Annotated in this window: 21 protein-coding genes; 8 read left to right on the top strand and 13 right to left on the bottom strand. The window is 67.0% G+C overall.

Annotation, left to right across the window (positions count from 1 at the left end):
• Positions 1–40: 40 nt before the first annotated feature.
• The 3 genes from BMW72_RS10485 to kynA are packed head-to-tail and all read right to left on the bottom strand — an operon-like array spanning position 41 to position 3098.
• The gene (locus BMW72_RS10485; protein ID WP_092110305.1) at positions 41–1351 is read right to left on the bottom strand and encodes a kynureninase; all 1311 of its coding nucleotides are present in this window, start codon (positions 1349–1351) and stop codon (positions 41–43) included.
• Entirely contained in the window at positions 1348–2247 is a 900-nt protein-coding gene (locus tag BMW72_RS10480) for an amidohydrolase family protein (RefSeq protein ID WP_092110303.1), read from the bottom strand. The genes BMW72_RS10485 and BMW72_RS10480 overlap by 4 nt, the downstream gene beginning before the upstream one ends.
• The gene (gene kynA, locus BMW72_RS10475; protein WP_092110300.1) at positions 2244–3098 is read right to left on the bottom strand and encodes a tryptophan 2,3-dioxygenase; all 855 of its coding nucleotides are present in this window, start codon (positions 3096–3098) and stop codon (positions 2244–2246) included. Before kynA ends, BMW72_RS10480 begins: the two co-directional genes overlap by 4 nt.
• Before the next feature lie 96 nt (positions 3099–3194).
• Between kynA and BMW72_RS10470 the strand changes: the two genes are divergently transcribed.
• Positions 3195–3914 carry a TetR/AcrR family transcriptional regulator gene (locus BMW72_RS10470; RefSeq protein ID WP_092110298.1) on the top strand — a complete coding sequence of 240 codons (720 nt, stop codon included), beginning with the start codon at positions 3195–3197 and terminating at the stop codon, positions 3912–3914.
• A 3-nt stretch (positions 3915–3917) separates the two neighbouring features.
• On the opposite strand, the gene BMW72_RS10465 is transcribed toward BMW72_RS10470, so the two are convergent.
• From BMW72_RS10465 to purD, 3 genes are all read right to left on the bottom strand, one after another.
• Positions 3918–4823 (bottom strand): VOC family protein, encoded by a 906-nt coding sequence (locus tag BMW72_RS10465; RefSeq protein WP_241984010.1) that lies wholly within the window; start codon positions 4821–4823, stop codon positions 3918–3920.
• A 62-nt stretch (positions 4824–4885) separates the two neighbouring features.
• The gene (locus tag BMW72_RS10460; protein WP_092110297.1) at positions 4886–5857 is read right to left on the bottom strand and encodes a phosphoribosylaminoimidazolesuccinocarboxamide synthase; all 972 of its coding nucleotides are present in this window, start codon (positions 5855–5857) and stop codon (positions 4886–4888) included.
• Positions 5858–6096: 239 nt separating this feature from the next.
• Positions 6097–7362, bottom strand: coding sequence for a phosphoribosylamine--glycine ligase (gene purD / locus BMW72_RS10455; RefSeq protein ID WP_092110295.1), 1266 nt, complete (start codon positions 7360–7362; stop codon positions 6097–6099).
• Positions 7363–7414: 52 nt separating this feature from the next.
• Here purD and BMW72_RS10450 point away from each other — a divergent pair, with 52 nt between their 5' ends.
• Both BMW72_RS10450 and BMW72_RS10445 read left to right on the top strand, forming a co-directional pair.
• Positions 7415–7822, top strand: a complete 408-nt coding sequence (locus BMW72_RS10450; protein ID WP_092110294.1) for a sterol carrier family protein — start codon at positions 7415–7417, stop codon at positions 7820–7822.
• A gap of 167 nt (positions 7823–7989) precedes the next feature.
• Positions 7990–11931: a lamin tail domain-containing metallophosphoesterase family protein gene (locus BMW72_RS10445; protein ID WP_092110292.1), complete on the top strand. Its 3942-nt coding sequence runs from the start codon at positions 7990–7992 to the stop codon at positions 11929–11931.
• 7 nt (positions 11932–11938) lie between these two features.
• Here the strand turns inward: BMW72_RS10445 and BMW72_RS10440 are convergent, their stop codons facing one another.
• The gene (locus tag BMW72_RS10440; RefSeq protein ID WP_092110291.1) at positions 11939–12856 is read right to left on the bottom strand and encodes a ribokinase; all 918 of its coding nucleotides are present in this window, start codon (positions 12854–12856) and stop codon (positions 11939–11941) included.
• A 38-nt stretch (positions 12857–12894) separates the two neighbouring features.
• Here BMW72_RS10440 and BMW72_RS10435 point away from each other — a divergent pair, with 38 nt between their 5' ends.
• Genes BMW72_RS10435 through purM form a run of 3 tightly spaced genes read left to right on the top strand, consistent with a single transcriptional unit; the run spans position 12895 to position 16058 of the window.
• Complete coding sequence (locus BMW72_RS10435) at positions 12895–13347, top strand: hypothetical protein (protein WP_092110289.1); 453 nt, start codon at positions 12895–12897, stop codon at positions 13345–13347.
• Between the two features lie 12 nt (positions 13348–13359).
• The gene (gene purF / locus BMW72_RS10430) at positions 13360–14949 is read left to right on the top strand and encodes an amidophosphoribosyltransferase (protein WP_092110287.1); all 1590 of its coding nucleotides are present in this window, start codon (positions 13360–13362) and stop codon (positions 14947–14949) included.
• The gene (gene purM, locus BMW72_RS10425) at positions 14946–16058 is read left to right on the top strand and encodes a phosphoribosylformylglycinamidine cyclo-ligase (protein WP_092110285.1); all 1113 of its coding nucleotides are present in this window, start codon (positions 14946–14948) and stop codon (positions 16056–16058) included. The genes purF and purM overlap by 4 nt, the downstream gene beginning before the upstream one ends.
• A 254-nt stretch (positions 16059–16312) precedes the next feature.
• Here the strand turns inward: purM and BMW72_RS10420 are convergent, their stop codons facing one another.
• Positions 16313–16597 (bottom strand): DUF3073 domain-containing protein, encoded by a 285-nt coding sequence (locus BMW72_RS10420; protein WP_092110283.1) that lies wholly within the window; start codon positions 16595–16597, stop codon positions 16313–16315.
• Between the two features lie 152 nt (positions 16598–16749).
• On the opposite strand from BMW72_RS10420, the gene BMW72_RS10415 reads away from it, so the two are divergent.
• Entirely contained in the window at positions 16750–17835 is a 1086-nt protein-coding gene (locus BMW72_RS10415) for an NAD(P)-binding domain-containing protein (protein WP_092110281.1), read from the top strand.
• Between the two features lie 22 nt (positions 17836–17857).
• Here BMW72_RS10415 and BMW72_RS10410 read toward each other — a convergent pair whose 3' ends face one another.
• The 4 genes from BMW72_RS10410 to BMW72_RS10395 form a co-directional block, all read right to left on the bottom strand.
• A complete protein-coding gene (locus tag BMW72_RS10410) occupies positions 17858–19987 on the bottom strand; it encodes an APC family permease (protein WP_092110472.1) in 2130 nt (709 codons plus the stop codon).
• Between the two features lie 505 nt (positions 19988–20492).
• Positions 20493–21209, bottom strand: a complete 717-nt coding sequence (locus tag BMW72_RS10405; protein ID WP_092110279.1) for a PadR family transcriptional regulator — start codon at positions 21207–21209, stop codon at positions 20493–20495.
• Positions 21206–22093, bottom strand: a complete 888-nt coding sequence (locus tag BMW72_RS10400; RefSeq protein WP_092110277.1) for a DUF4097 family beta strand repeat-containing protein — start codon at positions 22091–22093, stop codon at positions 21206–21208. The genes BMW72_RS10405 and BMW72_RS10400 overlap by 4 nt, the downstream gene beginning before the upstream one ends.
• Before the next feature lie 88 nt (positions 22094–22181).
• A complete protein-coding gene (locus BMW72_RS10395) occupies positions 22182–22976 on the bottom strand; it encodes a CPBP family intramembrane glutamic endopeptidase (RefSeq protein ID WP_092110275.1) in 795 nt (264 codons plus the stop codon).
• A 54-nt stretch (positions 22977–23030) separates the two neighbouring features.
• Here BMW72_RS10395 and BMW72_RS10390 point away from each other — a divergent pair, with 54 nt between their 5' ends.
• Entirely contained in the window at positions 23031–24197 is a 1167-nt protein-coding gene (locus BMW72_RS10390; protein ID WP_092110273.1) for a M20/M25/M40 family metallo-hydrolase, read from the top strand.
• A gap of 43 nt (positions 24198–24240) precedes the next feature.
• Here the strand turns inward: BMW72_RS10390 and yczE are convergent, their stop codons facing one another.
• Entirely contained in the window at positions 24241–24876 is a 636-nt protein-coding gene (gene yczE, locus BMW72_RS10385; RefSeq protein WP_198416353.1) for a membrane protein YczE, read from the bottom strand.
• Positions 24877–24902: the final 26 nt, after the last annotated feature.

Below are 24902 nucleotides of genomic sequence, written 5' to 3'. Positions count from 1 at the left end.
TCTGGGGCTTATAGTCGTGGCAAATCACAGCAATTCTAAATCACCGTAATTCTACAGGCCGGGTGTGACCCCGCCCGCCGTTCTGGCCGAGCAGGATGCCGCGCAGCACGTCGCGCACCGCGGCGACACCGTCGTAGGTCTCGACGAAGCTCGTGCTCAGCGGGGCGAGGCCCAGCCGCAGCCCGTTCGGTGCTCGAAAATCGGGAATGACGTCGTTGTCCCACAGAATCTTTGTGACCTGCCGCATGAGCGGATGGTTGATGGTCACGTGCCCGCCGCGATGGGTCTGCTCCCGCGGCGAGGCCACGGTGACCCCCATCGGCGCGAGCCACTCATCGACGAGGGTGATCGCGAACTCGGTCAACGCGACCGATTTGGCGCGCACCGACTCGATCGTGGCTTCATTCAGCATGGCGATGGTGTCCTGCATGGCGAGCATGCCCAGCACGGCGGGGGTGCCGCTCATGAAACGACGGATGCCGCTAGCCGGCTGATACCCCGGCCCCATCTCGAAGATGGCCTGCGCTCCCATCCAGCCCTGGATCGGCTGGGTGAGCACCTCGTGCAGGTCACTCCTGACGTAGCCGAACGCCGGCGCGCCCGGTCCGCCGCTGAGGTATTTGTACGAGCAGCCGACCGCGAGGTCCACGTCGCAGCGGTCGAGATCGACCGGCACCGACCCGACCGAGTGGCTCAGGTCCCACAGCACGAGGGCGTCGTGCTTGTGAACGGCGGCTGTGATGGCCTGCATATCGGCGAGGTAGCCGGAGCGGTAGGCCACGTGGCTCAGCAGCACGAGGGAGGTCTGCGGGCCGACCACCTGACGCACCTGCTCGGCGGTCACTCCGCTCTCGGTGTCGGAGTCGATCCAGCGCAGGGTCAGGCCGCGCTCGCGCGCGATGCCTTCGAGGATGTACCGGTCGGTGGGAAAATTGTCGCTGTCGAGCACGATTTCGGTGCGCTGCGGGCGGGAATCCACGGCGGCGCGGGCCAGCTTGTAGAGCAGCACGCTGGTGGAGTCTCCGACGAACACCTGGCCGGGAGCGGCGCCGAGGCAGGCGCGGCCGAGGTCGTCGCCGATTTGCAGCGGCAGGTCCATCCACTGCTCATCCCAGCCGCGAATGAGCCGGGTGCCCCAGTCGTGGTGCAGAAAGTCGGTGATGCGGTCGGCGCTCGCCCGCAGCGGGCGACCGAGCGAGTTGCCGTCGAGGTAGGAGCGCGGGTTGGCCGTGTCGGCGTCGGCGTCGGTGCCGAGAAACCGCGCCCGGTAGTGGGCGAGGCCGTCGATGCGGTCCATCCGCCGGGCATAAGCGAGGTGGGCATCGAGGCCGGTGTTCGGAGTGGGCGTCATGCGAGTTCCTCGAGTTCGGGGCGGGTGAGGGCGCGAGCGGTGACGAGCCAGTCGGCGAAGGCGCCGGGGTCACGCGGCCGTTCGCCCGGAACAAAGGTAACCCGGGTGTCGGCCACGGTCAGTCCGAGCGGTGCCGACGAGCAGAGCGCCGCCAGCACATCGTCAGGGGTCAGGCCGGCGCCGAGCAGCGCCACGATTTCGCGGAGGTTGAGGCCGAGGCGCAGCGGCCCATTACCGAGGTCGGTGCCATACAACACCCGACCTCCACTGCCGTGAAACCGGCGCAGGTTATCGCTCGCGATTTCGAAGGCAGCGGTGCGGGAACCCCAGCCGTGAATGTCGAGGGTGCTGATCCAGGTCATTCGGCCGGCCATCGCGTTGACCAGATCATCGCCAAGGCGTTCCGAGAACGGGGTATGGGCGAACGCGTCGACCCCGGCAGAGAACGCGCGCTCGGCCTCGCCGGCACCCTCGGCGTGCGCCACGACCGGCAGGCCGCGGTGGTGCGCCCGGCCGACCAGCGCCAGCAGGGCCTCGCCGCCGAGCACCGGCCCAGCCTCCGAGTTCAGGGTGATCTTCAAAACGGATGCCCCCGCCGCAGCCTGCAGGTCCACCGCGCCGGCGGCATCCGCTGCGCCAGAAACCGCGCAGGTCCACGCGGGCTCGGCCCAGTCGGCCCGGCTCGGGTAGCCGCCGGGGACGGTCACGAACTGATGCGCGTATGCCAAATCGGGCATAGACGGGCGCGGGCCGTCGGGCAGCCAGCCGCCGAGGTCGAGCACCCGGGCGATGCCGCCGCTTGGCAGCATGACCGGGTCGATCAGGGCGAGGTGCACGTGCGCGTCGAGAAACCCCGGATACACGGCGCCGCGACCGGGTGAAAGGTGGGTGGTCACGTGCCGATCTCCGTGCGCACCGCGAACAGCTCCGGAAAGAAGGTGAGCTCGAGGGCCTTCTGCAGAAAGGCTGCACCGCTTGATCCGCCGGTGCCGTGCTTCATGCCGATGATGCGCTGCACGGTCTTGAGGTGCCGAAAACGCCAGAGCTGAAAGTTATCTTCCAGGTCGACGAGTTCCTCGCAGGCCTCATAGGCGGCCCAGTGCTCGCTGGCATTTTCGTATATTCCCCGGAAGGTATGCACGAGTTCGGGATGAAACGTCCAGGCCTCGGTCACATCGCGCTCGAGTATCGCATCGGGAATGTCGTAACCGGCTCGGTGCAGGTAGCGCAGGAACTCGTCGTAGAGGCTGGGCGCGGTGAAGGTGGCGGTGAGCAGGGCGTGGGCTGCGGCATCCGCTTCGAAGACGGTGAGCATGCGCTGGTTCTTATTGCCGAGCGCGAACTCGACCGCACGGTACTGGTACGACTGAAACCCGCTCGAATTGCCCAGAAAATGGCGGAACTGGGCATACTCGGTGGGGGTGAGGGTGGCGAGCACCGACCATTGTTCGGTGAGGGTTCGTTGAATGTGCTTGACCCGGGCGATGCCCTTGAGAGCCGGCGCGAGCAGGTCCGCGCGCAAAGCCTCGATGGCCGCCTGAAGCTCGTGCAGCACGAGTTTGAGCCACAGTTCGGTGGTCTGATGCTGGATGATGAAGAGCAGCTCGTCGTGGTGCTCGGGAACACTCACCGGCTTCTGGGCATCGAGCAGGGTGGGCAGATCGAGGTAGGCCCCGTAGCTCATCTTCTCGCGAAAATCGGTGACGATCTCGGGGTCGAAGTCGCGGGTGTTGTTCTTGAGGGTCATCGGGGTTCCGTTCGGCTTGGTTGAATTGTGCGCACGTTGCGGCGGTGGGCGCAACACCGAACGAGGGGGGCAGGTCAAAGTTCTAGACTGGAGCGTATGACCTCGCCCACCCGAAAGCCCCAGGAGGGCGTGCCGGTTCCGGCTGCACCCGAGAGGACTGCCCCGGTTACACCCCGGCGCCGGGACGCCCGGCTCAACCGTGATCGACTGATCCTCAGCGCGCGCACCCTGCTCGCGCAGCACGGCGTCGATGCCTCACTCGAGGCCATCGCCCGCCAGGCCGAAGTTGGCGTGGCCACGCTGTATCGCAACTTTCCGACCCGCGACGACCTCGTGCGCGCGCTCTACGACCTCGCCCTCGCGCAGTTGCACGCGGTGCGCGGTGAGATCGAGGCTGCGCCCACCGCGTGGGACGCGCTCGTCGTCTATACCGAACGGGTCGCCGAATGGCTCGTCGCCGACCCCTCGCTGCCGCCGATCCTGCGGCGCATGGCCAGGCTAGACCCGTCGGCGCGGCCGGCGGCGGAGTTCGACGGTTTCATCGCGAGCCTTGTGGCCCGCGCCAAGAAGGACGGCACGCTGCGCCGCGATGTTGACGCGGTCGACCTCGCCGTGCTCGTCACCATGGTCGGATCGCTCGGCAGCCTCGGCGACGGCTACGCCGGCCAGTGGCGGCGGCAGCTCTCCATCGTGCTCGACGGCCTGCGCGCGGCCGACGCGCCGCGGTCCAAGCTGCCGGGCCGGCCGCTCAACGTGAAGGATTACCAGGCCACCGTGCACGGCCTCACCCGCCGGGCGGCGCGCGCCGCCCGCTGAGGTTCAGGGCGTCGCGACCGGGTCTGCGGCGGCGTTCGTGTGGTCCGCGGCGCGCACCAGGATGCGGTTGGCCCACGGGTCGTCGAAGTTGAGGGTCTGCCCGTCGTGACGGGTGTCGACTCCGTAGTGGGTCATCCGCTCGCCCAAGGCACCGATATCGTCGGTGGTCGGCACGATGATGCTGATCTCGCCGAGCCCGAGGGCCAGGCGGCGCTTGCCGCTGCCCGAGCTCTCCCAGGTGTTCATGGCCATGTGATGGTGGTAGCCACCGGCCGAGACGAACAGGGCCGAGGGGCCGAAGTTCGCGGTTGCCTCGAAGCCGAGACGGTTGACGTAGAACTCACGGGCACTCGCAACATCGCCGACCGAGAGGTGCACGTGGCCGACGATGGCGTGGCCGGCGCTGGGTTCCTGTGACATATGCTCAGAAATGAATGCGTTCGGGTCGAGGTAGAGCGAAGCCATTTCGACCTGGCCGTGGGTCCAGCTCCACTGTGTGCGATCGCGGTCCCAGTACAGTTCGATGCCGTTGCCCTCGGGGTCGGTGAAGTAAAAAGCCTGGCTGACCAGGTGATCGGCGCTGCCGGTGAAGGTTCCTGGGGATTTCGTGCCGATCGAATACACGGCGGCGGCGAGGTCGGCCTGCGTGTCGAACAAAATGGCCGTGTGGTACAGCCCGGCCGAGCGCGGCTCCGCGGCCGCGAGCTCGGGGGCGTGGTGCAAAATTACGAGCGGAACGTGACCGCGGCCGAGCACGGCGACGGGGCCGTCGTGGCTCTGCAGCTCGAGGGTCACGATGTCGCGATAGTAGGCGATCATGGCGTCGAGGTTGCCCACGCGCAGGGTCACCGCGCCCATTCCGGTGTCGGCGGCCAGCAGGTCTTTCGCAGTGAGAGTCACAGCAGGCATAACTGCGCTGCCGCTCCGGCTATTCCGCGATGCGCACGTCGCGCCTGCCCCCCGTTCGAGCTTCAGACGCCAGTGAGGCGCTCGAGCAGTTCACGGTAACGGGCTGCGGTCTGCTCGACGATCTCGGTCGGCAGTTCGGGCGGAACGCCGGCGCCGTCCCAGTGTGCGGCGAGCCAATCACGCACGATCTGCTTGTCGAAGCTCGCCATGCGGGCCTCCGGGGTGGTTCCGGTGCGCCAGGCTTCAGCGTCCCAGTAGCGGCTGGAATCGCTCGTGAGCACCTCGTCGGCGAGCACCGTCACGCCGGTCTGCCGGTCGGCGCCGAACTCGAACTTGGTGTCGGCGAGAATGACGCCGGCCTGCTCGGCGATGGCGCCGGCGGCCTGAAACAGGGCGAGGGAGAGGCGGCGCAGCTCGGCGGCGATGGTCGGCCCGACCAGCTCGACCGTGCGTTCAAACGAGATGTTCTCGTCGTGCTGGCCCATCGGGGCCTTCCACGCGGGAGTGTAGATGGGCTCGGGCAGGCGGTCACCGTTCTGCAGACCCTCCGGCAGTTTGATGCCGCAGACCGATTGGGTTTCGAGGTATTCCTTCCAGCCGCTGCCGGTGAGGTAGCCGCGCACGACGCACTCGATCGGGAACATGTTCAGGGTGCGGCAGAGCATGGCCCGCCCGGCAACGCTCGCCGGAATGATCTCCCGCACGGTGCCGCCGACCGGTTCGTGATCGGGGACGAGGTGGTTGGGAACGTCGGTCAACCGGTCGAACCACCACAGGCTCAGGGTGGTGAGCAGCTCGCCCTTGCCGGGGATACCGGGCTCGAGCACGTGGTCGAACGCGCTGACCCGGTCGCTCGCGACCACGAGAACCCGCGAAGCGGTCGCGAGGGAGGGGGCATCCGTTTGTTCACCATCGTGAGATTTAACATAAAGGTCGCGTACCTTGCCCGAGTAGACGGGCGCCCACCCGTCGAGTGCGACGGCGGATGCGGGGGACTCGTACTCAGATTGGCTCACCCGTTCATTCTCCCGCATGCTCGGGGGTGTCTCCCACGAAGATCGCGCGCGTCAGAGCGTGTGATCGGGTCTGCTACGCCCATTTTCGGTGGCTAATTCAGGAAATCCAGGCCGCCATGGGTGGAAGACCGCATGGTTCCGGGCTTCCCCGATCCGAGCAGCACGTTTTTCCTGATTTGGCCACCACGAGGCGGGATGGCACGCGCGAACGGGCGGGCGACGCGGGCGACGCGGGCGGCGCACCCGTCTGGGTCGAGTCAGGCCACCCGGGCGGCGATGTCGGTGCGAAAGTGGGCGCCGGCCAGGGACACGTGCCCGAGGGCTTCGTAGGCGCGGGCGCGGGCCTCGGCGAAGGAGTCGCCGACGGCGACGACGCTGAGCACCCGTCCGCCGGTCGAGACGAGCGTGCCGCCGTCGACCCGGGTCGCGGCGTGGGCGATCGTCACGCCGTCCACGGCCAGGGCGGCGTCGAGCCCGGTGATTTCCCGGCCCGTGAGTGGGGTTTCCGGGTAGTTCTCACTCGCCAGCACGACGGTGACCGCCACCTCGGCGGAGAAGACCGGGCGGGGCAGGCCGCCGAGCGTACCGGTCGCGGCGGCGAACAGCAGGCCGGACAGCGGCGTGACCAGGCGCGGCAGCACGACCTGCGTCTCGGGGTCTCCGAAACGCGCGTTGAACTCGATGACGCGGATGCCGGCATCCGTCAGAATGAGCCCGCAGTACAGCAGCCCGACGAACGGGGTGCCCTCCGCGGCGAGCTGGCGCACCGTCGGCAGGGCGACGGTCTCGATGATCTCGTCGACGAAGGCGTTCTCACTGCCGAACTGGGCGTCGAGCCACGGCAGCGGCGAGTAAGCGCCCATGCCGCCGGTGTTGGGACCGGCATCGTCGTCGAGGGCGCGCTTGTAGTCCTGGGCGGGCGACAGCGGCAGAACGTTCTCGCCGTCGCTGAGCAGAAAGAGCGAGATCTCCTGTCCGTCGAGAAATTCTTCGATCAAGACGCTGCCGTGTTCGAGCCAGAACGTTGCGTGGTCGATGGCGGCGTCGCGGTTGTCGGTGACCAGCACGCCCTTGCCGGCGGCGAGGCCGTCGGCCTTGACCACGTAGGGTGCGCCGAACTCGTCGAGGGCGGTTTCAGCCTCGGCGAGGGTGCCGGCGCGTACGGCACGGCCGGTGGGAACGCCGGCCTCATCCATGATGCGTTTGGCGAAGGTTTTGCTGCCCTCGAGCGCGGCGGCGGCTTTGTCGGGCCCGAACACGGCCACGCCGCGGGCGCGCAGGGCGTCGGCGACGCCGGCGACGAGGGGGGCCTCCGGCCCGATCACGACGAGTTCGACGCCGTGCAGCAGCGCGTAATCGGTCACAGCGACCGGGTCGTTCGGGTCGAGTGCAGTGACCGGCACCGCGTCGGCGATACCGGCGTTGCCGGGGGCGCACGTAACGCTCGGCTGCGGCTCCTCACGAAGCAGCGCGGTGATGATGGCGTGCTCGCGGGCACCGGAACCAAGGACCAGAATTTTCACCGTCTTAGGCTACCCGATGCCTCGGGCCCGCCCGATCGGGCAGACTGGAGCCATGGCACGAGCACGCATCGACGATGGAGCCGGCCGGGTTGCGGTACGGGCGGCGCTCGCCGCTGGCGCCAGCGCGAGCCGAGAGATCCGGGCGCAGGCGGTGCGCTACACCCTGCAACTGCTCGCCGAACAGGCCGAGGGCAACACCCTCGAGGTGCGCGTGCCCCCGTTCGGCGCCGTGCAGTGCGTCGCCGGCCCCCGCCACACCCGCGGTACCCCGCCGAACGTCATCGAAACGGATGCCGCCACCTGGCTCGGACTCGCCACCGGCGCCCTATCGTGGGCCGACGGTCTGGCGAGCGGCGCCATCCACGCTTCCGGCGCTCGGGCGGATCTCACCGGACACGTGCCGGTGCTGCCGGTGCCCCAGCGCGTACCAACCTGCGAAAAAAACAGCAATTCCTCCTGATTCAGCCTTCCAGAACCCGATTTACCTGTCAGCTCCGCAGTTGTGCGCCGTACCCCCCATACGCAGAGTGATTCGCCGAAGCCCCGTCCGTTCACCGGCACGTCACGGACCGGACCCGCGACACACCTAGCTTGAGCGAGACCGCCCATGAAACAAAGGCCTGCTCAGTGCGCATTCTCTCCCGTTCGTTCCGTCCGTCTCTGACCGCGTTGGCCCTCGTGTTGCTGATCGGCGGAGCGGGCGCCATCGCCCCAGCAGTGTCGGCCACGGCAGCCAGCCAAATGGCGATTCCGGCCTCGCTGCAGATCACCGAGATCACGCCGGACACGACCAATGTCGGCTCGGCCGACGGCTACGAGTTCATCGAGGTCTACAACGCCACCGCCAGCCCCATCAATTTCGCGGACTACACGCTCAACTACCTGTATCCGCTCGCGGACCTCACCAATAGCTCAACCGTGCGCTGGCCGAGCACCCCCACCGACGTGGTGATCAAACCAGGCGGCAACCTCGTGTTCTGGATCAAGAACGGCCAGAACGACACGCTCACCGCCACCCAATTCAACAGTCGCTTCGGCTCGGACCTAACCCCAGGAGCCGACCTGGTCGAGGTCTTCGCCGGCGGCCTGGCCAACGGCTCGCCACGCGGCGTCGAGATCCTGACCAATACCGGTTTCAGCGTCAACTCGGCCTATTACAACCTCGCCGGCGCTGACGACGTCGATGCCAACAAGGGGATCCAGTACGGCAACGACAGCAGCAACCCGGGACGTCAGCTGAACCTGGGCAAGGTCGCGGCCACCCCGGGTACCGTGTTCGCGGCGCAGGTACCCGGCGAGGCGAAGACTGTCGCCGCCGACACGACGTCACCGATGATCGTCGATCACACGCTCGGTGAAATTGATCCGGCCAACAACTTCGCTCTGGCGGCCACCGTCACCGACGATGTGCAGGCGCGTACCGTCGAGTTGCACCTCAAGAGCAATATCGACACCGAATTCCTGACGATGAATCTGTCGACCGACGGCGTCGACGGCTACCAGTACGACCTGCAGCGGGTCGACCTCACCGGCAAGCGCTGGTACGAGTACTACTTCACGGCCAGCGACGGCAGCACCGAGGCCACTTCCCCGACAAAGCGGGTCGACCTCACCGGGGTCGACAACTCCCCGGTGCGCCTCAACCTCACCGACAGCCAATTCGTCGCCGGCAGCACGACGGTGTCGGCCGCCGGCGACAGCAGCACCGACGGTATGACCCTGAGCATCGACGACCAGACCGTGCCGACGAATCCCGAGTTGGAGTTCGCACCCCAGTTCGTGTTCGAAGTCACCGCCGTGAACACGTTCTTTCAGAACGGTGTGCTCATCGGCACCGACGTGCTGCGCATCTTCGACGACGGCATTCCCGAGGGCTGGGAGACCATCGCAACGCCGGTGCCGCTGACCTACCTGACGCAGGGGGAAGACCTCGTCGTCAGCGTCTGGGCCGGCTCCAAGGTAGCCCCGGAGATCAACCCGAACGAGAACAACGACGACTTTCAAATTCGCAACCCGCGCCTCGTGCTTCCCGACGGCCGCAGCCTGCAGCCTGCCGGCTACACCGATCCCAGCCTGGCGCTCAACATGGGGGACAGCGCCGGCAAGCTCGACTTCTACAACTCGAGCTTCACGATTCCCGGTGACGCCTACATGGCCGTCGCTCATGCCTGGGACACCACCGCGGTCGCCGACGGCGCGCACACTGTACTCGCGAGCAACGGCGTCGACTCGGTGACTCGCGCCGTCACGGTCGACAACACGGCTCCCGCCGTCACGACATCCGCCATCGCCGGCCAGCTGTACCAGGGCGACTTCATGATCGAGGGCAGTGCGACGGATGCCGGCGCCGGCTTCGACACGCTCGTCGCGACCCTCGACGGCCGGCCCATCGAGTTGCCCTATGCCACCTCATCGATCCAGCTGGCCGACGGCGAGCACACCCTGCTGCTCACCGCCACGGACAACGTCGGCAACGTTGGTGAGCGCAGCACGGTGTTCTCCACCCCGGTCGAGGAACCCGGCAACGAACTGATCACGCCGCTCAACGGTGCGGTCGTCGAAGAGGGACCGCTCGACCTCACGGCGCGGGCGACCGACCCGACCGGTGACCAACTGAACGTCACCCTGCGGCGGGGATTCACGGCATCCGCTGCCGAGAGCAACGTGCGCGCCTACTCGGGCACCACCGCCATCGCCGACGTCACCGATCGGTCTGCCAAGACCCTGTTGACCGATGATCAGGTCACCGCCATGGCGCGACTGGACGGCGCGACCTCGCCGAGCACCTCCGACTCACAGTTTCCCTACCAGCTGTTCGAGGTAGACGTGCCAACGGATGCCGGCGCCGACTTCACCGCGCGGGTGCGCTGGGACGGCACCGCGAACGCCGACGCCAAGGTGCTGCTCTACGTGCAGAATCTCACCACCGGTGCCTGGGAAGAATTCGATCGCCACGTGACCATCGGTGAGGGCGCGACCGCGTTCACCCTCGACGCCATGGTGCCGGCACTGGACCACGTGCAGAACCAGGTCATGACCGTGCTGATCCAGCACTCCGAGGGCTTCGCCGGCGCCGATCTGTCCGACCGGTCGAGCACCCTGCCGGTCAACAACGTGAACGACACGGCGCGGGCGAACTACGACTTCACACTCGCCGTGGAATCCGACACGCAGTACTACAACGACACGTTTTACCAGCGCCAGCTCGACATCCACGACTACCTGCTCGAGCAGCGCGCCGCCGTCAACCTGCAGTACCTGTTCCACACCGGCGACATCGTCGACAACTTCGAAGACGAACACCAGTGGACCAACGCCAACGCGGCGTACAGCATGCTCGACGACGCCCAGCTACCCTACGGCGTGCTGGCCGGAAACCACGATGTGGGCCAGAAAGACGCCGACTATGCCGCGTACAAGGCCAACTTCGGGGCCGAACGCTACGAAGCCAACCCCTGGTACGGCGGCAGTTTCGAAGACAACCGCGGCCACTACGATCTGGTCACGGCCGGCGGAATCGACTTCATCATGCTTTACCTCGGCTGGGCGCCGAGCGCGGAGGGCATCGCCTGGCTCAACGAGGTGCTCGCCCAGTACCCCGAGCGCACCGCCATCCTCAACCTGCACGAGTACATGCTCACCACCGGCGGCCTGGGGGCGGTGCCGCAGCAGATCTACGACGAGGTCGTCGCCCCCAACGCCAACGTGGCCATGGTCTTCTCCGGGCACTACCACGACGCGTTCACCCGCATCGATCAGTTCGACGACAACGGCGACGGCACCCCCGACCGCTCGGTCTACCAGATGCTGTTCGACTACCAGGGCCTGCCGGAGGGCGGGCAGTCCTTTCTGCGGCTGCTGCACTTCGACAACGCCGCCGAGCAGATCAGCGTGCGCACCTACTCGCCCTACCTCGACGTCTACAACTCCGACGACCCCACCCTCGACCTGGAGCACCAGGAATTCACGGTGCCCTACGCGGCCTTCGGTATGACGTCGATGCAGAAATCCCTCGCAACGGATGCCTTCACCGTCGACATCCTGTCGACCACCGCGATCGCCGCCTTCGACACGGTGACAAGCGGCGTGACGGTGACCGCGAGCTGGAACCCGGGCGTCGGCACCCACGGCTGGTATGCCTACTCCGCAGACCCCTATGGAGCCACCGCCTACTCCGAGGTGCGCACGTTGACCGTCACGGCGCCGGTCGTGGTGCCGGAGGCAGCGGTACCCGCGGTGACGACACCGAACGTTTCGGCGCCCACCGCGCCGAACACCTCGGCGCGAGTCGTGGTTCCGGCCGTGCTCACGGCTGCTTCGCAGGCACTCGCCGACGCGGCGGGCGCAGCGCTCGCCGCCGAGATCGCCGCTGCACCAACGGATGCTGCCGCCACAGCCCCGCACGCCGGCACCGACAGCCTCGGCTATGACGGCGATGTCGTGGCTGGGGTCGCAGTCGACGCTGTCGCGTCGTTCAACATCTGGACCCTGGCGCTGATCCTGCTCGGTGCCGTTGCCGCCGCGGCAATCGCCCTGGTCACCATTCGCGTGGTGCGCACCCGGGCCTGACCCCGGGCTACGCGAGGATCGCGTCGACCTCGGCTTTGGTCGGCATCGAGGTGGTTGCTCCGGCGCGAGTCACCGCGATCGAGGACGCCACCGTGGCATAGCGCACGGCCTCGATCATCTGGTCGGAGGTAACCGCGGTGCCGCGCAGGTACCCCGCAGCCAATTGCGCCACGAGCGCCCCGACGAAGGTGTCGCCCGCCGCGGTGGTGTCAATTGCCGTCACCGGGCGGGCCGGCGCGAGGCCGAGGGCTTCGCCGTCGAAGGCCACGACCGCCCCCTCCGAACCCAGCGTCACGATCGCCCAGCTGCCCTCGGCACTGAGCAGCTCGGCCGCGCGCACCGGGTCGCTTTCCCCGGTGAGTTCGGCGGCTTCACCCTGGTTCGGCACGACGAGGTCGACCGAGGCCAGAAAACCGGCCGGCAGCGGCACCACCGGCGCCGGTGTCAGCACGGTGAACACCCCGGCCGCGCGAGCGAGCGCGATCCCCTCGACCAGCACCCGGGTCGGCAGCTCGCACTGCATCACCAGAAAGGCCGCATCGGCAACGACCGCGCGCTGCTCCACACTCAGGGTCGTGACGGTGGCATTGGCCCCCGACACCACGACGATGGAATTCTCGCCGCTGTCCACGACGGAGATGTGGGCGGTGCCGGTGGGGGCATCCGCTGTGGTGAGTTCGGCAGAGCGGATGCCCTCGCCCACCAGCAGCGCACGCAGCTCGGTTCCGTAGGCGTCCGCTCCGACCGCGCCCAGAAAGGTGACGTCGCCGCCGAGCCGGGCTGCGGCGACCGCCTGGTTGAGCCCTTTGCCGCCCGGAACGGTGCTGAAACCGGTACCGAATATGGTCTCTCCGGGCAAGGGGAGGCGCGACTGGCGTACGACGAGATCCATGTTGGCGCTTCCGAGTACCGCAATCGTGTTCATAGAGCCAGTCTCGCATCTGCCCATGGGACAATACGGGGGTGAGTTCTTCTGAGCGGCCCCAGGCCGAGCAACCCCAAGACCCGTCAGCCGACACCGCCGCCGACACCGCCGCCGACACTGCGACCGCCAGCGAGATGCTCCTGGCGGAGACGACGGTGACCGTGCATCGCGCTCCGCGGTACCGCAACTTCATGCTGCTCGGCGCCATTGTCGGTGTGCTGCTGGCCCTCATTCTCACGATTTCCTTCCCCGAGAACGACGAGTACGACCGGGCGCAGATTTTCGGCTTCCTGCTGCTCGGCGGACTCGCCCTCGGCACGACCCTCGGTGCGGTCGTCGCCCTCGTGATCGACCGCGTCATCGGGCGCTCGAACGTGTCGGTCGTCGCCGATAGACTGGGGACGAGCGACATCAATACCAACGACATGCGTACCGCTGAGCCTGGCTCCGGCACCCCCAACGATGATTTCCAAGCGTTCAACGAGAAGTAAAGAGGCTGCGGCTTGCCCGGTGGCGACGGACTGTTAAATCACGATCTCCTTCCCAATGAGAAGGGCCCACAAGATGCTTGTGGGGTCTTCGGTGTCTGGGCTCCCGGCGAAGAGGTAGCCAAACTCAGCTATTTCGGCCTCTACGCCCTGCAACATCGCGGCCAGGAATCGGCCGGCATCGCCACGAGCGACGGCAGTAAGATTCTCATCTACAAAGACATGGGACTGGTCTCCCAGGTTTTCAATGAGGCTTCGCTGAGCACCCTGCTCGGGCACATCGCCGTCGGGCACACCCGGTACTCCACGACCGGTTCGTCGAGCTGGCAGAACGCCCAGCCCACCCTCGGCCGCACCTCGAGCGGAACGGTAGCCCTCGGCCACAACGGCAATCTCACCAATACCGCCGAGCTGCTGCAGCTCGTGCGCGAACGCTATCCGCAGGTTGACGGTGAACTCGCCCGCGGCAACACGACCGACACCGCCGTCGTCACAGCTCTGCTCACCGGTGACCTCGACCACACCCTCGAAGCCACCGCGCTCGAGGTGCTGCCGCGCCTCCGCGGCGCGTACTGCCTCGTCTTCATGGACGAAACCACCCTGTATGCGGCCCGCGACCCCCAGGGCGTGCGGCCGCTCGTGCTCGGCCGCCTCGAACGCGGCTGGGTCGTCGCCTCCGAGACCGCCGCCCTCGACATCGTCGGCGCGAGCTTCGTGCGCGAGGTCGAACCGGGTGAACTCATCACCATCGACGAAAACGGGCTGCGCACGCAGCGCTTCGCGAAGGCCGAGCCCAAGGGCTGCGTCTTTGAATACGTCTACCTCGCCCGGCCCGACACCACCATCGCGGGTCGCGGCGTGCACGAGGCCAGGGTTGAGATGGGCCGCAAGCTCGCCGCGGAGTATCCGGTTGAGGCCGACCTCGTCATCCCCACCCCGGAGTCCGGCACCCCGGCCGCCATCGGCTACGCGCAGGCGTCGGGCATTCCGTTCGGCCAGGGGCTCGTCAAGAACTCCTACGTTGGGCGCACCTTCATTGCGCCGTCTCAGACCATCCGGCAGCGCGGCATCCGCTTGAAACTGAACCCCCTCAAGAACGTCATCAAGGGCAAGCGGCTCATCGTCGTCGACGATTCGATCGTGCGCGGCAACACCCAGCGCGCCCTCGTGAGCATGCTGCGCGAGGCCGGAGCGGCCGAGGTGCACGTGCGCATCTCGAGCCCGCCCATTACCTGGCCGTGCTTCTATGGCATCGACTTCGCCAGCCGCGCCGAGCTCATCGCGACCGGCCTCGAGATCGACGAGGTGCGCCAGTCGATCGGTGCCGACAGTCTCGGCTATCTCTCCGAAGACGGCATGATCGAAGCCACCGAGCAGCCACGAGAACGGCTGTGCACCGCCTGCTTCACCGGCGTCTACCCGATCGCGCTGCCCGAGTCGCAGCACCTCGGCAAGAACCTGCTCGAACGACCGACGGCGTCGAACGGATGCGACCCCGGCCCGGATTCTGATCTGGAAGCCGTGCTGGCACTCGCCGCACGCAAAGAAGAACCCCTCGCCCGCCTGGGCCAGGTGCCGTTCGGTGACCCGGGAAGACCAGAATGAGTAACTCCTCCAACGCAACCTATGCAGCAGCCGGAGTCGACACCCGCGCCGGTGACCTCGCGGTCGAACTCATGAAGTCAGCCGTGTCGAAGACACACGGCCCCGAGGTCTGGGGCGGCGTCGGAGGCTTCGCCGGACTGTTCGACGTGTCGTTCCTCACCAAGTTTCGCCAGCCCCTGCTCGCCACGTCAACCGACGGTGTCGGCACCAAGGTCGCCATCGCGCAGGCCATCGACAAGCACGACACCATCGGGCAAGACCTGGTCGGCATGGTCGTCGACGACATCATCGTCGTCGGAGCCCGACCCCTGTTCATGACCGACTACATCGCTTGCGGCAAGGTCGTGCCCGAGCGCATCGCCTCCATCGTCGCCGGCATCGCGCGGGCCTGCTCCGAGACCGGAACGGCCCTTGTCGGCGGCGAAACCGCCGAACATCCGGGGCTTCTGGGCCAGGACGACTATGACGTGGCGGGCGCGGCCACCGGTGTGGTCGAAGCCGACCAGGTACTCGGCGCTGAGAAGGTTGTCGCCGGCGACGTTGTCATCGCCATGGCTTCCAGTGGCCTGCACTCCAACGGCTACTCGCTTGTGCGCCACATTCTGGCGCAGCGCGGCATCGGCTACACCGACACATCAGCCGAACTCGGCGGCATGGTCGGTGAGGTTCTGCTCGAACCGACCCGCCTGTACACCGGCCCGCTGCTCGACGTGATCAACGATCCCGAACTGGCCGGCGCCATTCACTCGCTCAGCCATGTCACCGGCGGCGGTATCGCGGCGAACCTCGCCCGGGTGCTGCCCGTCGGCTCCTGGGTCGAGGTCGACCGGTCCACCTGGTCGCCCGCCCCCGTGTTCCGGGTGCTCGGCGACATGGCCGGCTCCACGCTGGAAAGCGCGGAGGGAACCTGGAACCTCGGAGTGGGCATGTTCGCGGTCGTTGACGCGGCATCCGCTTCATCGGTCATCGCCCGCCTGGCGACGAGCGGCATTCCCGCCTGGGTCACCGGCCGCGTTTCGCGCGCCGCACACGACCTGACCGGGTTTGAGCAGGGTGCCAAGGGTGTCAACGGCGGCGCCGTTCGTCTCGTCGGGGCCTACGCGAACTGACCCGGGCCCGTCTGGCGCTTCGGCCGGTTATGGCACGCGCCTACGTTAGCGCGGTAGTTTTCTGTAGGTGTTGGCTCACGCAGCTGGCGCGGATGGCCTGCCGGGTGCGCGCGCCACGAACGGCAGCGTAGCCACTGAGTGACGAACCGCGGCGACGACACATTGCGGCAGCGTAAACGTGTGCCGCAAACGGATGCCGCGAACGGACGCAGTGGTCGCCGCCGCAAGCGGACGCCGCCACCCGCCGCCGCGGCCTAGGCGCGCTTCTTCTCGTCTTCGGGGGCGTAGTGATCGACGTAACGGTCGTCGTCGTCGGGATCGTCGTCATCATCAGCGGAATCGCCGGCACCGTCGCTCGCAGCCTTCCGGGCCTTGTCCGCTTCGTACTCCGGCCATTTGGCGAGGTCCTCGTCGAGGCGCGGGTCGGACGGATGCCCGGTGAGCTCGCGTTCGAGCGCGTTGTAGTTGGTATCCGGGCTGAAATATTTCAGCTCCCGAGCTACCTTGGTGTGCTTTGCTTTTTGACGGCCGCGCCCCATGCGTGACCCCCTTACGATGCCAGGCCGAGCGAGTCGCGAGACCCTCGGGATTTGCCGAACGGAATGTGTAAAAACTAGAGTTTAGTTTAGCATGGTGGGCCTTGCGCCCCGCGGACGTCGTTCGCAAGGCTAATCCGTAGGAATGGGGTGGCATGACGGGCAATGTCAGCGTGCCCATCGTCATCATCGGAGCCGGCCAGGCCGGGCTGTCCGTCGCCTACTACCTGCGCCGGTTCGACCTCGTGGCCGGCCATGACTTCATCATCTTCGACCGCGGCCCGGGCACCGGCGGTGCCTGGCAGCACCGCTGGCAGGCACTGCACCTCGGATCGGCACACCGGGTCAACGACCTTCCCGGCATGAAAGACCTCGGACTGAGCTTCGACACGGCCGATCATGATCTGCCGGCGCGGGACGTCGTCAGCGACTACTACCGCGACTACGAACAGCACTATGAGTTGAACGTGGTGCGCCCGGTGACCGTGACGAGAGTGATGCCGATACAGTCCACACTGGTCGTGGACACGAGTTCGACCGTTTTCGGGGACCAGAAGACCGATGCGCGCCTGATCGTCAACGCGACCGGCACGTGGGGTGCACCCTTCGTTCCGCACTACCCGGGCGCGAGTACATTTATGGGCACGCAGGTGCACACGGCGAACTACGTGTCAAGCGACGCGTTCGCCGGTCAACGGGTGGTTGTGGTGGGCGGTGGCACCTCGGCGATCGGCTTCCTGCTCGAGCTTGAGGGCGTCGCGAGCGAACTGACCTGGGTGTCCCGACGGCCGATCGACTTCAGCCACACCGACCAGCTCGCCGAGGTGACCGCCGTGGCGGCCGTGATGCAGCAGGATCGCGCGGCTCGCGCCGGCAGCGCCCTCCCCAGCATCGTCAGTGGCACCGGCGTGCCCGTCACTCGCCGCATCGCGGCCGGCATTGACCGGGGGCTGCTTGTGGCCCGCCCCATGTTCTCGAGCATCGAACCGACCGGTGTGCGCTGGAGTGACGGCACCTTCACCGAGGCGGACGCGATCGTGTGGGCATCCGGTTTTCGGCCGGAATTGCGCCACCTGGCCCCGCTCAAACTGCGGGAGAAGGCCGGCGGCGTCGCCATCGGCTCCGGTGTCTCCTTCACCGACCCGCGCATCTTCTTCGCCGGGTACGGTCCGCAGGCCAGCACGGTCGGTGCCAACCGGGCCGGTCGCATCATCGCCCGGCAGATTATGGCCCAGCTGTAGCCCCTAAAACGGATGCCCGCCGCTATTTGCGCTTGCGCCTTCGGGATGCCGACGGGCGGGACTGCGCGGGGACCGTTCCGACGATCGTGGTCGATTTCGTTGCAGTGTCGATCGTTCCGGTGGGCGGCGCAAGCGGGCGGCGCGACACCGGGCGGGAACGCACGGGCTCGCCGCGCCGGTCCTGACCGGGGATGGGCCGGGATCGGCGGCCGTAGATGAGCTCGGAGGAGTCGAGCAGCCACGGCACGAGGGCGATCGTGACGCCGTGCACGAGCATGAGTTTCTGGCGCAGCCGTCGGGCCTTGTGATTGTGCAGCAGGCCCTCCCACCAGTGGCCGACGATGTAAATGGGCGTGTACACGGTGATGACCTCGGAGCCGTGTTCGTCCCGGCGGCCCTTGATGTAGTTGATCAGCGGCCAGCTGATATCGCGGTAGGGCGAGGCGACGATGCGCAGCGGCACCTGGATGTTCTGTTTGACCCAGGCGCGTTTGAGTTCCTTGGTCTCGGTCGTGTCAATGGAGACGTGCACGGCTTCGAGGCTGACGTGGCGGGCGGCGATGGCATAGTCCAGGGCTTTCAGCACCGGCTTCTGCATCTTGCCGACCAGCACGATGGCATGGTCGCCTTGCGACCCGAAGGTCGTGATCGGGTCGACCTCGATCTCCTTGGCGACGTCGCGATAGTACCGGTTCACCCCCATCATCAGAAGGAACAGCACCGGCATCATCACGAAGACCAGCCACGCGCCGTGGGTGAACTTGGTGATGGTGACGACGATGAGCACGATGCCGGTCAGTGCGGCGCCGAATCCGTTGATTGACAGGCTCAGAATGATCGAGCCGCGATTGGGCGGGTTCGTTTTGAGAAGTTTCAGCCAGTGCCGCACCATGCCGGTCTGACCGAGCGTGAACGACACGAACACACCGATGATGTACAGCTGAATGAGCACGGTGAGGTTGGCCTGGTAGACGATCATGATGGCGCAGGCGGCCAGGGCGAGCAGGACAACGCCGTTGGAGTAGATCAGGCGGTCGCCGCGGGTGCTGAGCGACTTGGGAGCGTACGAGTCGTGCGCGAGCACGGAGCCGAGCAGAGGGAACCCGTTGAAGGCCGTGTTTGCGGCGAGCAGCAGCACGGCCGCCGTGGCAGCCTGAAGCACGAAGAACATGATGGAGAAGTCGCCGAACGTCGCCGCGGCGACCTGGGCGATCAGGCTGCGCTGCGGGGAGGTGGCACATTCGGCCCAGCCGATCAGGTCGCAAGCGCGTTCCGCGTAGTGCACCTGGGAGATGAGCGCGAGCGCTGTCAGCCCGATGAACAGCACAATGGCGATGCCGCCCATCAGGGTGAGGGTGCGTTGGGCGTTCTTGACCTTGGGGTGTTTGAACGCGGGTACGCCGTTCGCGATGGCTTCCACGCCGGTCAGGGCGGAGCATCCGCTCGCGAAGGAGCGCAGAAGCAGCAGGACGAAAGCAGCCTGGGCGAGGTTCTCGCCCTGCACGTCATAGCCGGCCGATTCGGCCACCGGCGCGTCGCCGAGCAGCGCGCGCACGAGACCGACGACGATCATGAGCAGCACACTGCCGATGAACAGGTAGGTCGGCACGGCGAAAGCTTTGCTCGACTCCCGCACGCCGCGCAGGTTGGTCGCGGCGAGCAGAATGATGAAAATCACGGCGAGCTCGACCCGCAGCGGGGCCAGCGCCGGGATCGCCGAAATGATGTTGTCGACCCCGCTGGCCACCGACACGACCACGGTCATCACGTAGTCCACCAGCAGAGCGGATGCGACGACCAGGCCGGCCTTCTCGCCGAGATTCTTGTGGGCGACCTCGTAGTCGCCGCCGCCCGAAGGGTAGGCCTTGATCAGCTGACGGTAGGACGCGACCACGACCACGAGCAGCACGACGACCACCGCGGCCACCCAGGGGGCGAAGCTCAGAAAGGCGAGCCCGCCGAGGGTGAGAATCATGAGAAGTTCCTGCGGCGCGTAGGCCACGCTTGACAGCGGGTCGCTCGCGAAGATGGGTAGGGCGAGGTGCTTGGGCAGCAGCTGGCCGTCCAAATGCTCGGTGGGGAGCGGATCGCCGATGATCCACCGCTTGGGGGAACGACTTTCCGGTACTGGGGCGCTCGCCTCGGGTGTCACGAGGGACGACACTACACCTAAGCCGGCCTCTGTCAAATTGAGCCGTGTTCTTGGGCGATTCCTCAGGTTTGAAACGGATGCCTGTGGGCGCGGCGGCGGGATGTTGAACGGATGCGTGTGGGCCGAGACGACAGGTCACCTGCTGACCTCTGACCGTGAACTTGTTCGTGTGGGCCGCGACGACGGGTCATCCGCTCCCCGCTCAAACATTGAGGTGTTTCGGAGCATCGCGCGAAAAGCGTGCGCAACGCCCCGAAACACCTCAAAACTCGCAACTCCGCGAATAACCCGCCGCCTCGGCGGCGTGCAGATCGCCTCGGCGGCACAGCGCCGGACTTGCGCCAGTATGCGGTAGTTGTGGCCTGGCCAGTACTCCCGCGCCATGCGACGAGCTGGACTTGCGCCAATGCGTGCGAGTTCCGCCTCCCGCGCACTGGCTCAACTCCCGCGCACTGCGAAGCGGAGACAATGGACGGCGGGCGCTGGCGGTCTCGGGGAGGGTGGCCTACGCGTGCAGCGTGGCGAGGATGCTCGCGCGCACCTCGGCGAGTTGCCGGCGGAGCGCCGGCACGGTGTCGCTCGGCACGACCGACCGGGCGGCCTGGGTGCGCAGGTCCGTGCGCAGCTGCTGCCGGAATTCGTTCAATACCATGTCGGCCTCGCGCAGGGCCTGCGTTGATTCCTGGCGCGCGGTCGCGGGCGCCGCGGGTTCGGCGCTCGAGGGTGCCGCGGGCGGCTGCTCGGCGGGCGTCTTGCGCTCCCAGTCCGATGAGCCGGTCGGATCCCACGACTCGGGAGTACCGTCGTAACCGCGCGATTCGGGGGCGGTCGTACCGCGGGCCTGGCGGGCGGCCGAGGCGAGGTCAGCGCGCAGGGTCTTCATGGCGGAGTTGACGCCGGTGCGCACCTGGTCGGCGAGGCGGCGAACCGAGTCGGTCACCTCGTCCTCGATCGCACCGAGTTCGCCGTCGCGGGCGAGCAGTTCGGCACGCCCGGCGTCGGTGATCTCGTAGACGGTCTTGCGGCCGTCGGCCTGCTTGGTGACGAGGCCCTCTTCCTCGAGCTTGGCCAGCCGCGGGTAGATCGTGCCGGCGCTCGGACTGTAGGTACCGCCGAAGCGGTCGCTGAGCGCCTGGATCAGCTCGTAGCCGTGCCGGGGCCGCTCGGCGAGCAGGCTCAGCAGGTAGAGGCGCAGGCTGCCGTGCGCGAACATGGCACTCATGCCGGGTCTGCCTGAGAAGCAGGGGCGGTGTCTGCGGAAGCAGGGGAGGCATCCGCTGCACCGGCCGACGTCGGGCTCGTGGGTTCGCGGCGCACGACCGAGATGTCGCCGGACACCGAGTTGGAACGCACGTCGACCCAGCTGCCGTCGAGGGCGCCGGTGGAGCCCTCGTAGCCCTTGCCGAACGCGGTGCGCACGGTGTGGTCGTCGAGTTGCAGCGTGCCGGAGAGGGTATTGAGGTGGTAGCGCGCGGCGACGGCGGTCTCGAGCCGCACGGTGAGGTTGCCGCTGACCGAGTTCGTCACGATTTGGTCTGGCGTACCGGCCAGGTCGAGGAACACGTTGCTCGAGACCCCGTCGAGGGTGAATTGACGGATGCTGCCGCTCGCCGTGATATCGCCCGATACGGTGTGCACGGAAAGCGCTCCCACATGGTTGCGCACCGAGATTTCGCCGTTCACCGCGTTGAGTTCGAGGTCGCCCTGCACATCGTCGATGACAAGGTCGCCAGAGACGGTGCTGAGTTTGGCGTCATTGCGCAGACCCGAGACGAGGGCGTCGGCTGAGACGACTCCGAAGCGCAACGCCACGTCGCGGGGAACGGAAATGCTCACCTCGGCGCGAGCGGTGCCGCGAAACGAGGCGAAGACCTCGATGAAATTGTCCCAGCGCAGCTGCGGGTGGTCGATCTCGAGGCGGTCGCCGTCCATGGAGATTTTCAGGTCTTTGCCGGTGACGCCGTGCACTTCAATGCGGGCGCCGGGTTCGTCATGGCCGATGATGTCGACCGTGCCGGCGATGAGGCCGACCTTCAGGTGGCGCACCAGTTCGACGTCGATAATCTTGGTCTGCCCGGGGGCGACCAGCCATTTTTCCAGTGACACTGGGTTGTCCTTTCAGAAGGGGAAACTCACGCTATATCGCGTGTCCTGTAAGACACGATATATCGCGTTTCTGAACGGTGCAAGAGGGTCAGTACAGAAAGATGTCGAGCCAGACACGATTGTGCGCGTGCACGAGCACGGCGAACACCACCACGTCGAACAAAAGGTGCACGCAGACCACGTAGGTCAGCGACCGGGTGCGGGCGAAGGTGTAGCCCTGCAGCAGTGCGAACGGCACCGTGAGCAGCGGACCCCACGACTGGTAGCCGAGCTCCCAGAGAAACGACGAGAAGATCACGGCCTGCAGAATATTGGCCTGCCAGTCGACGAAGTGTCGCCGAAGCAGGGCGAACGCGACGCAGATGAAGAACAACTCATCCCAGATGCCCACGAATCCCACGCCCACGAACAGGCGGGCGATTTCGTCCGGCACGGTCACCGCCGGCCAGTTCTGGTACGCGCCACTACCGATGAAATAGCTCGGCAGAATCAGATACCCGATCAGCACCACGATCGGCAGGTAGGCCCGCTCGAGCCTGGTCCAGCGCTGCCCGGTGCGAATCGGAAACCGTATCGCGTGGTCCGTGAAGTAGTACCGCGACAGAAGGTAGGGAACGAGTACGGACAGGCTCAGCACCGTGCCCATGAGCGCAATGTTGGGGTAGCTGATGTTTGCCTCTACCGAGATCGTGCTGATGATGGCGAGGCCCACGGCAATGAGTAACAGGTCGCGAAACAAAGCCCGGTTGATCAGAAAGGCGAGCACGAGCGCTGCGGCGAGCACGACGTAGCCGGCCACAGGCATTCGCAACGCAAACAGCAGCACGGCGGATGCGCTCACCAGCGCCGCCGGGATCAGCCCCCACCGTGATGTCTTGCCCATGCTGCACCCTACCCAGCGCACGTCCCCGTTCGCGAGAGGGCTTAGATTTTAGGGATGACCCGTCTACCCCCTGAGAGCGACCCCGTCGCGATTTTGCAGCAACTCGTGCGCATCGATTCGGTCAACCCCGACCTCGTGCCGGGCGCCGCCGGGGAGGTCGAAATCGCGGCTTGGTGCGGTGAGTGGCTGGTTGCCCGGGGCTTCGAGGTCACCGTGCTGGAGCACATTCCGGGGCGCCCGTCGGTCGTCGGAGTGAAACAAGGCACCGGCACGGGCCGCTCGCTCATGCTCAACGCTCACCTCGATACGGTCGGCGTCGCGACCTACGCGGCAAACCCGTTCAGCGGTGAACTCCGGGACGGCCGGGTCTACGGGCGCGGAGCCGTCGACACCAAGAGCGGGCTTGCGGCCATTCTCGTGGCGGCAGCGCGGGCATCGGCCTTGGGACTCGCCGGCGATGTGATCGTGACCCTCGTCGCCGACGAAGAATTCGGCAGCATCGGCACCGAGGAGGTGCTGCGCACACTGAGCGCCGACGCCGCCCTGGTGATCGAGCCGAGCAGCCTTGAACTCACCACCGCGCATCGTGGCTTTGCCTGGTTCGAGCTCGAGCTCACCGGCCTGGCTGCGCACGGCTCCCAGCCCGAACTCGGCGTGGACGCCATCTGGCACGCCGGCCTGGCCCTCGCCGCCCTCGATGGCCTGCGCCAGCGGCTGAACGCCGAACCGGCCCACGCCACGCTCGGCCACGGCGCCGTGCGGGTATCGAAAATTGTCGGTGGCGACGATGCGGCCACGGTCGCGGCCCGCTGTGTGCTCACCGTGGAACGACGGATGCTGCCGGGCCAGCCGCCCGACCGTGTCGAGGCCGAGCTGCGCGCGCTCTTCACCGCCGTGGCCGTTGGTGAACCCCAGTTTCAGTTCACACTGACCCGACTGGTGGGCCGCGCCGCGTTCGAGGCCGAGCCGCACTGGCCCATTGTGAGAGCGCTGACCGCCAACACCGAGCGGGTGCTCGCGCGACCCGCGGCGACCCGGGGCGAACCGTTCTGGACCGACGCCGGGCTCATTCTGCAAGCAGGCATTGCCTGCGTCGTGTTCGGTGCCGACGGCGAGGGCCTGCATGCGGACACCGAGTGGGCCGACGCGCAGTCGGTGCGTGCGCTCGCCGACATTCTCGAGGGCACGATCACCGACTTCTGTGGGCTCGCAGCCGACTGATCTGCTTGGAGGTTTCGTTAGGCTGGACGGCCCGCGGCATCGACTACGGAACGGGCTCGGGCTCGGGCTCGGGCTCGGGCTCGGGGAGGGGTACGGCGGGGGCGGGGCGCTTGATCGCCAGGAGGGGCATGGTGAGGTTGCAGAGGGGGCCGACCAGCAGGGCGAACAGCACGGTGCCGACGCCGACGTTGCCGCCGAGCAGCCAGCCTGCGGCGAGCACGACGACCTCGATTCCGGTGCGCACGACCCAGATCGGTCCGCCCGTGCGTTTGTGCAGGCCGGTCATCAGGCCGTCGCGCGGGCCCGGTCCGAAGTGGGCCCCGATGTAGAGGCCGGTCGCGACGGAGAGGGTGATCAGGCCGGCCGCGAAGAGAACGCAGCGCAGCCACAGGGCGAGGTCGGCCGGAATTAACCAGAGGCCGACATCCGCTGCCGGGCCAACCAGCAGAGCGTTGAGAATGGTGCCGAGGCCGGGCTTCTGGCGCAGCGGAATCCACAGCAACAGCACGACGGCGCTGGTCAGTGTGGTGATCAGGCCGAAGCCGAGGTGCAGGTGGGCGTCGATGCCCTGGGTGAGCACGTCCCAGGGGGCCACGCCGATGGCACCGCGCACGATCAACGCGATGCCGATTCCGTAGAGAAACAGGCCCATTAGTAGTTGAATCAGTCGACGAGTCACGAGGATTCAGTCTAAAGGTCGGGCGC

This window comes from Cryobacterium luteum (assembly GCF_900110125.1).
GTDB lineage: Bacteria > Actinomycetota > Actinomycetes > Actinomycetales > Microbacteriaceae > Cryobacterium > Cryobacterium luteum.
The sequence above is the reverse complement of the archived record's forward strand: the minus strand, read 5'-3'. Positions and strand labels throughout refer to the sequence as shown.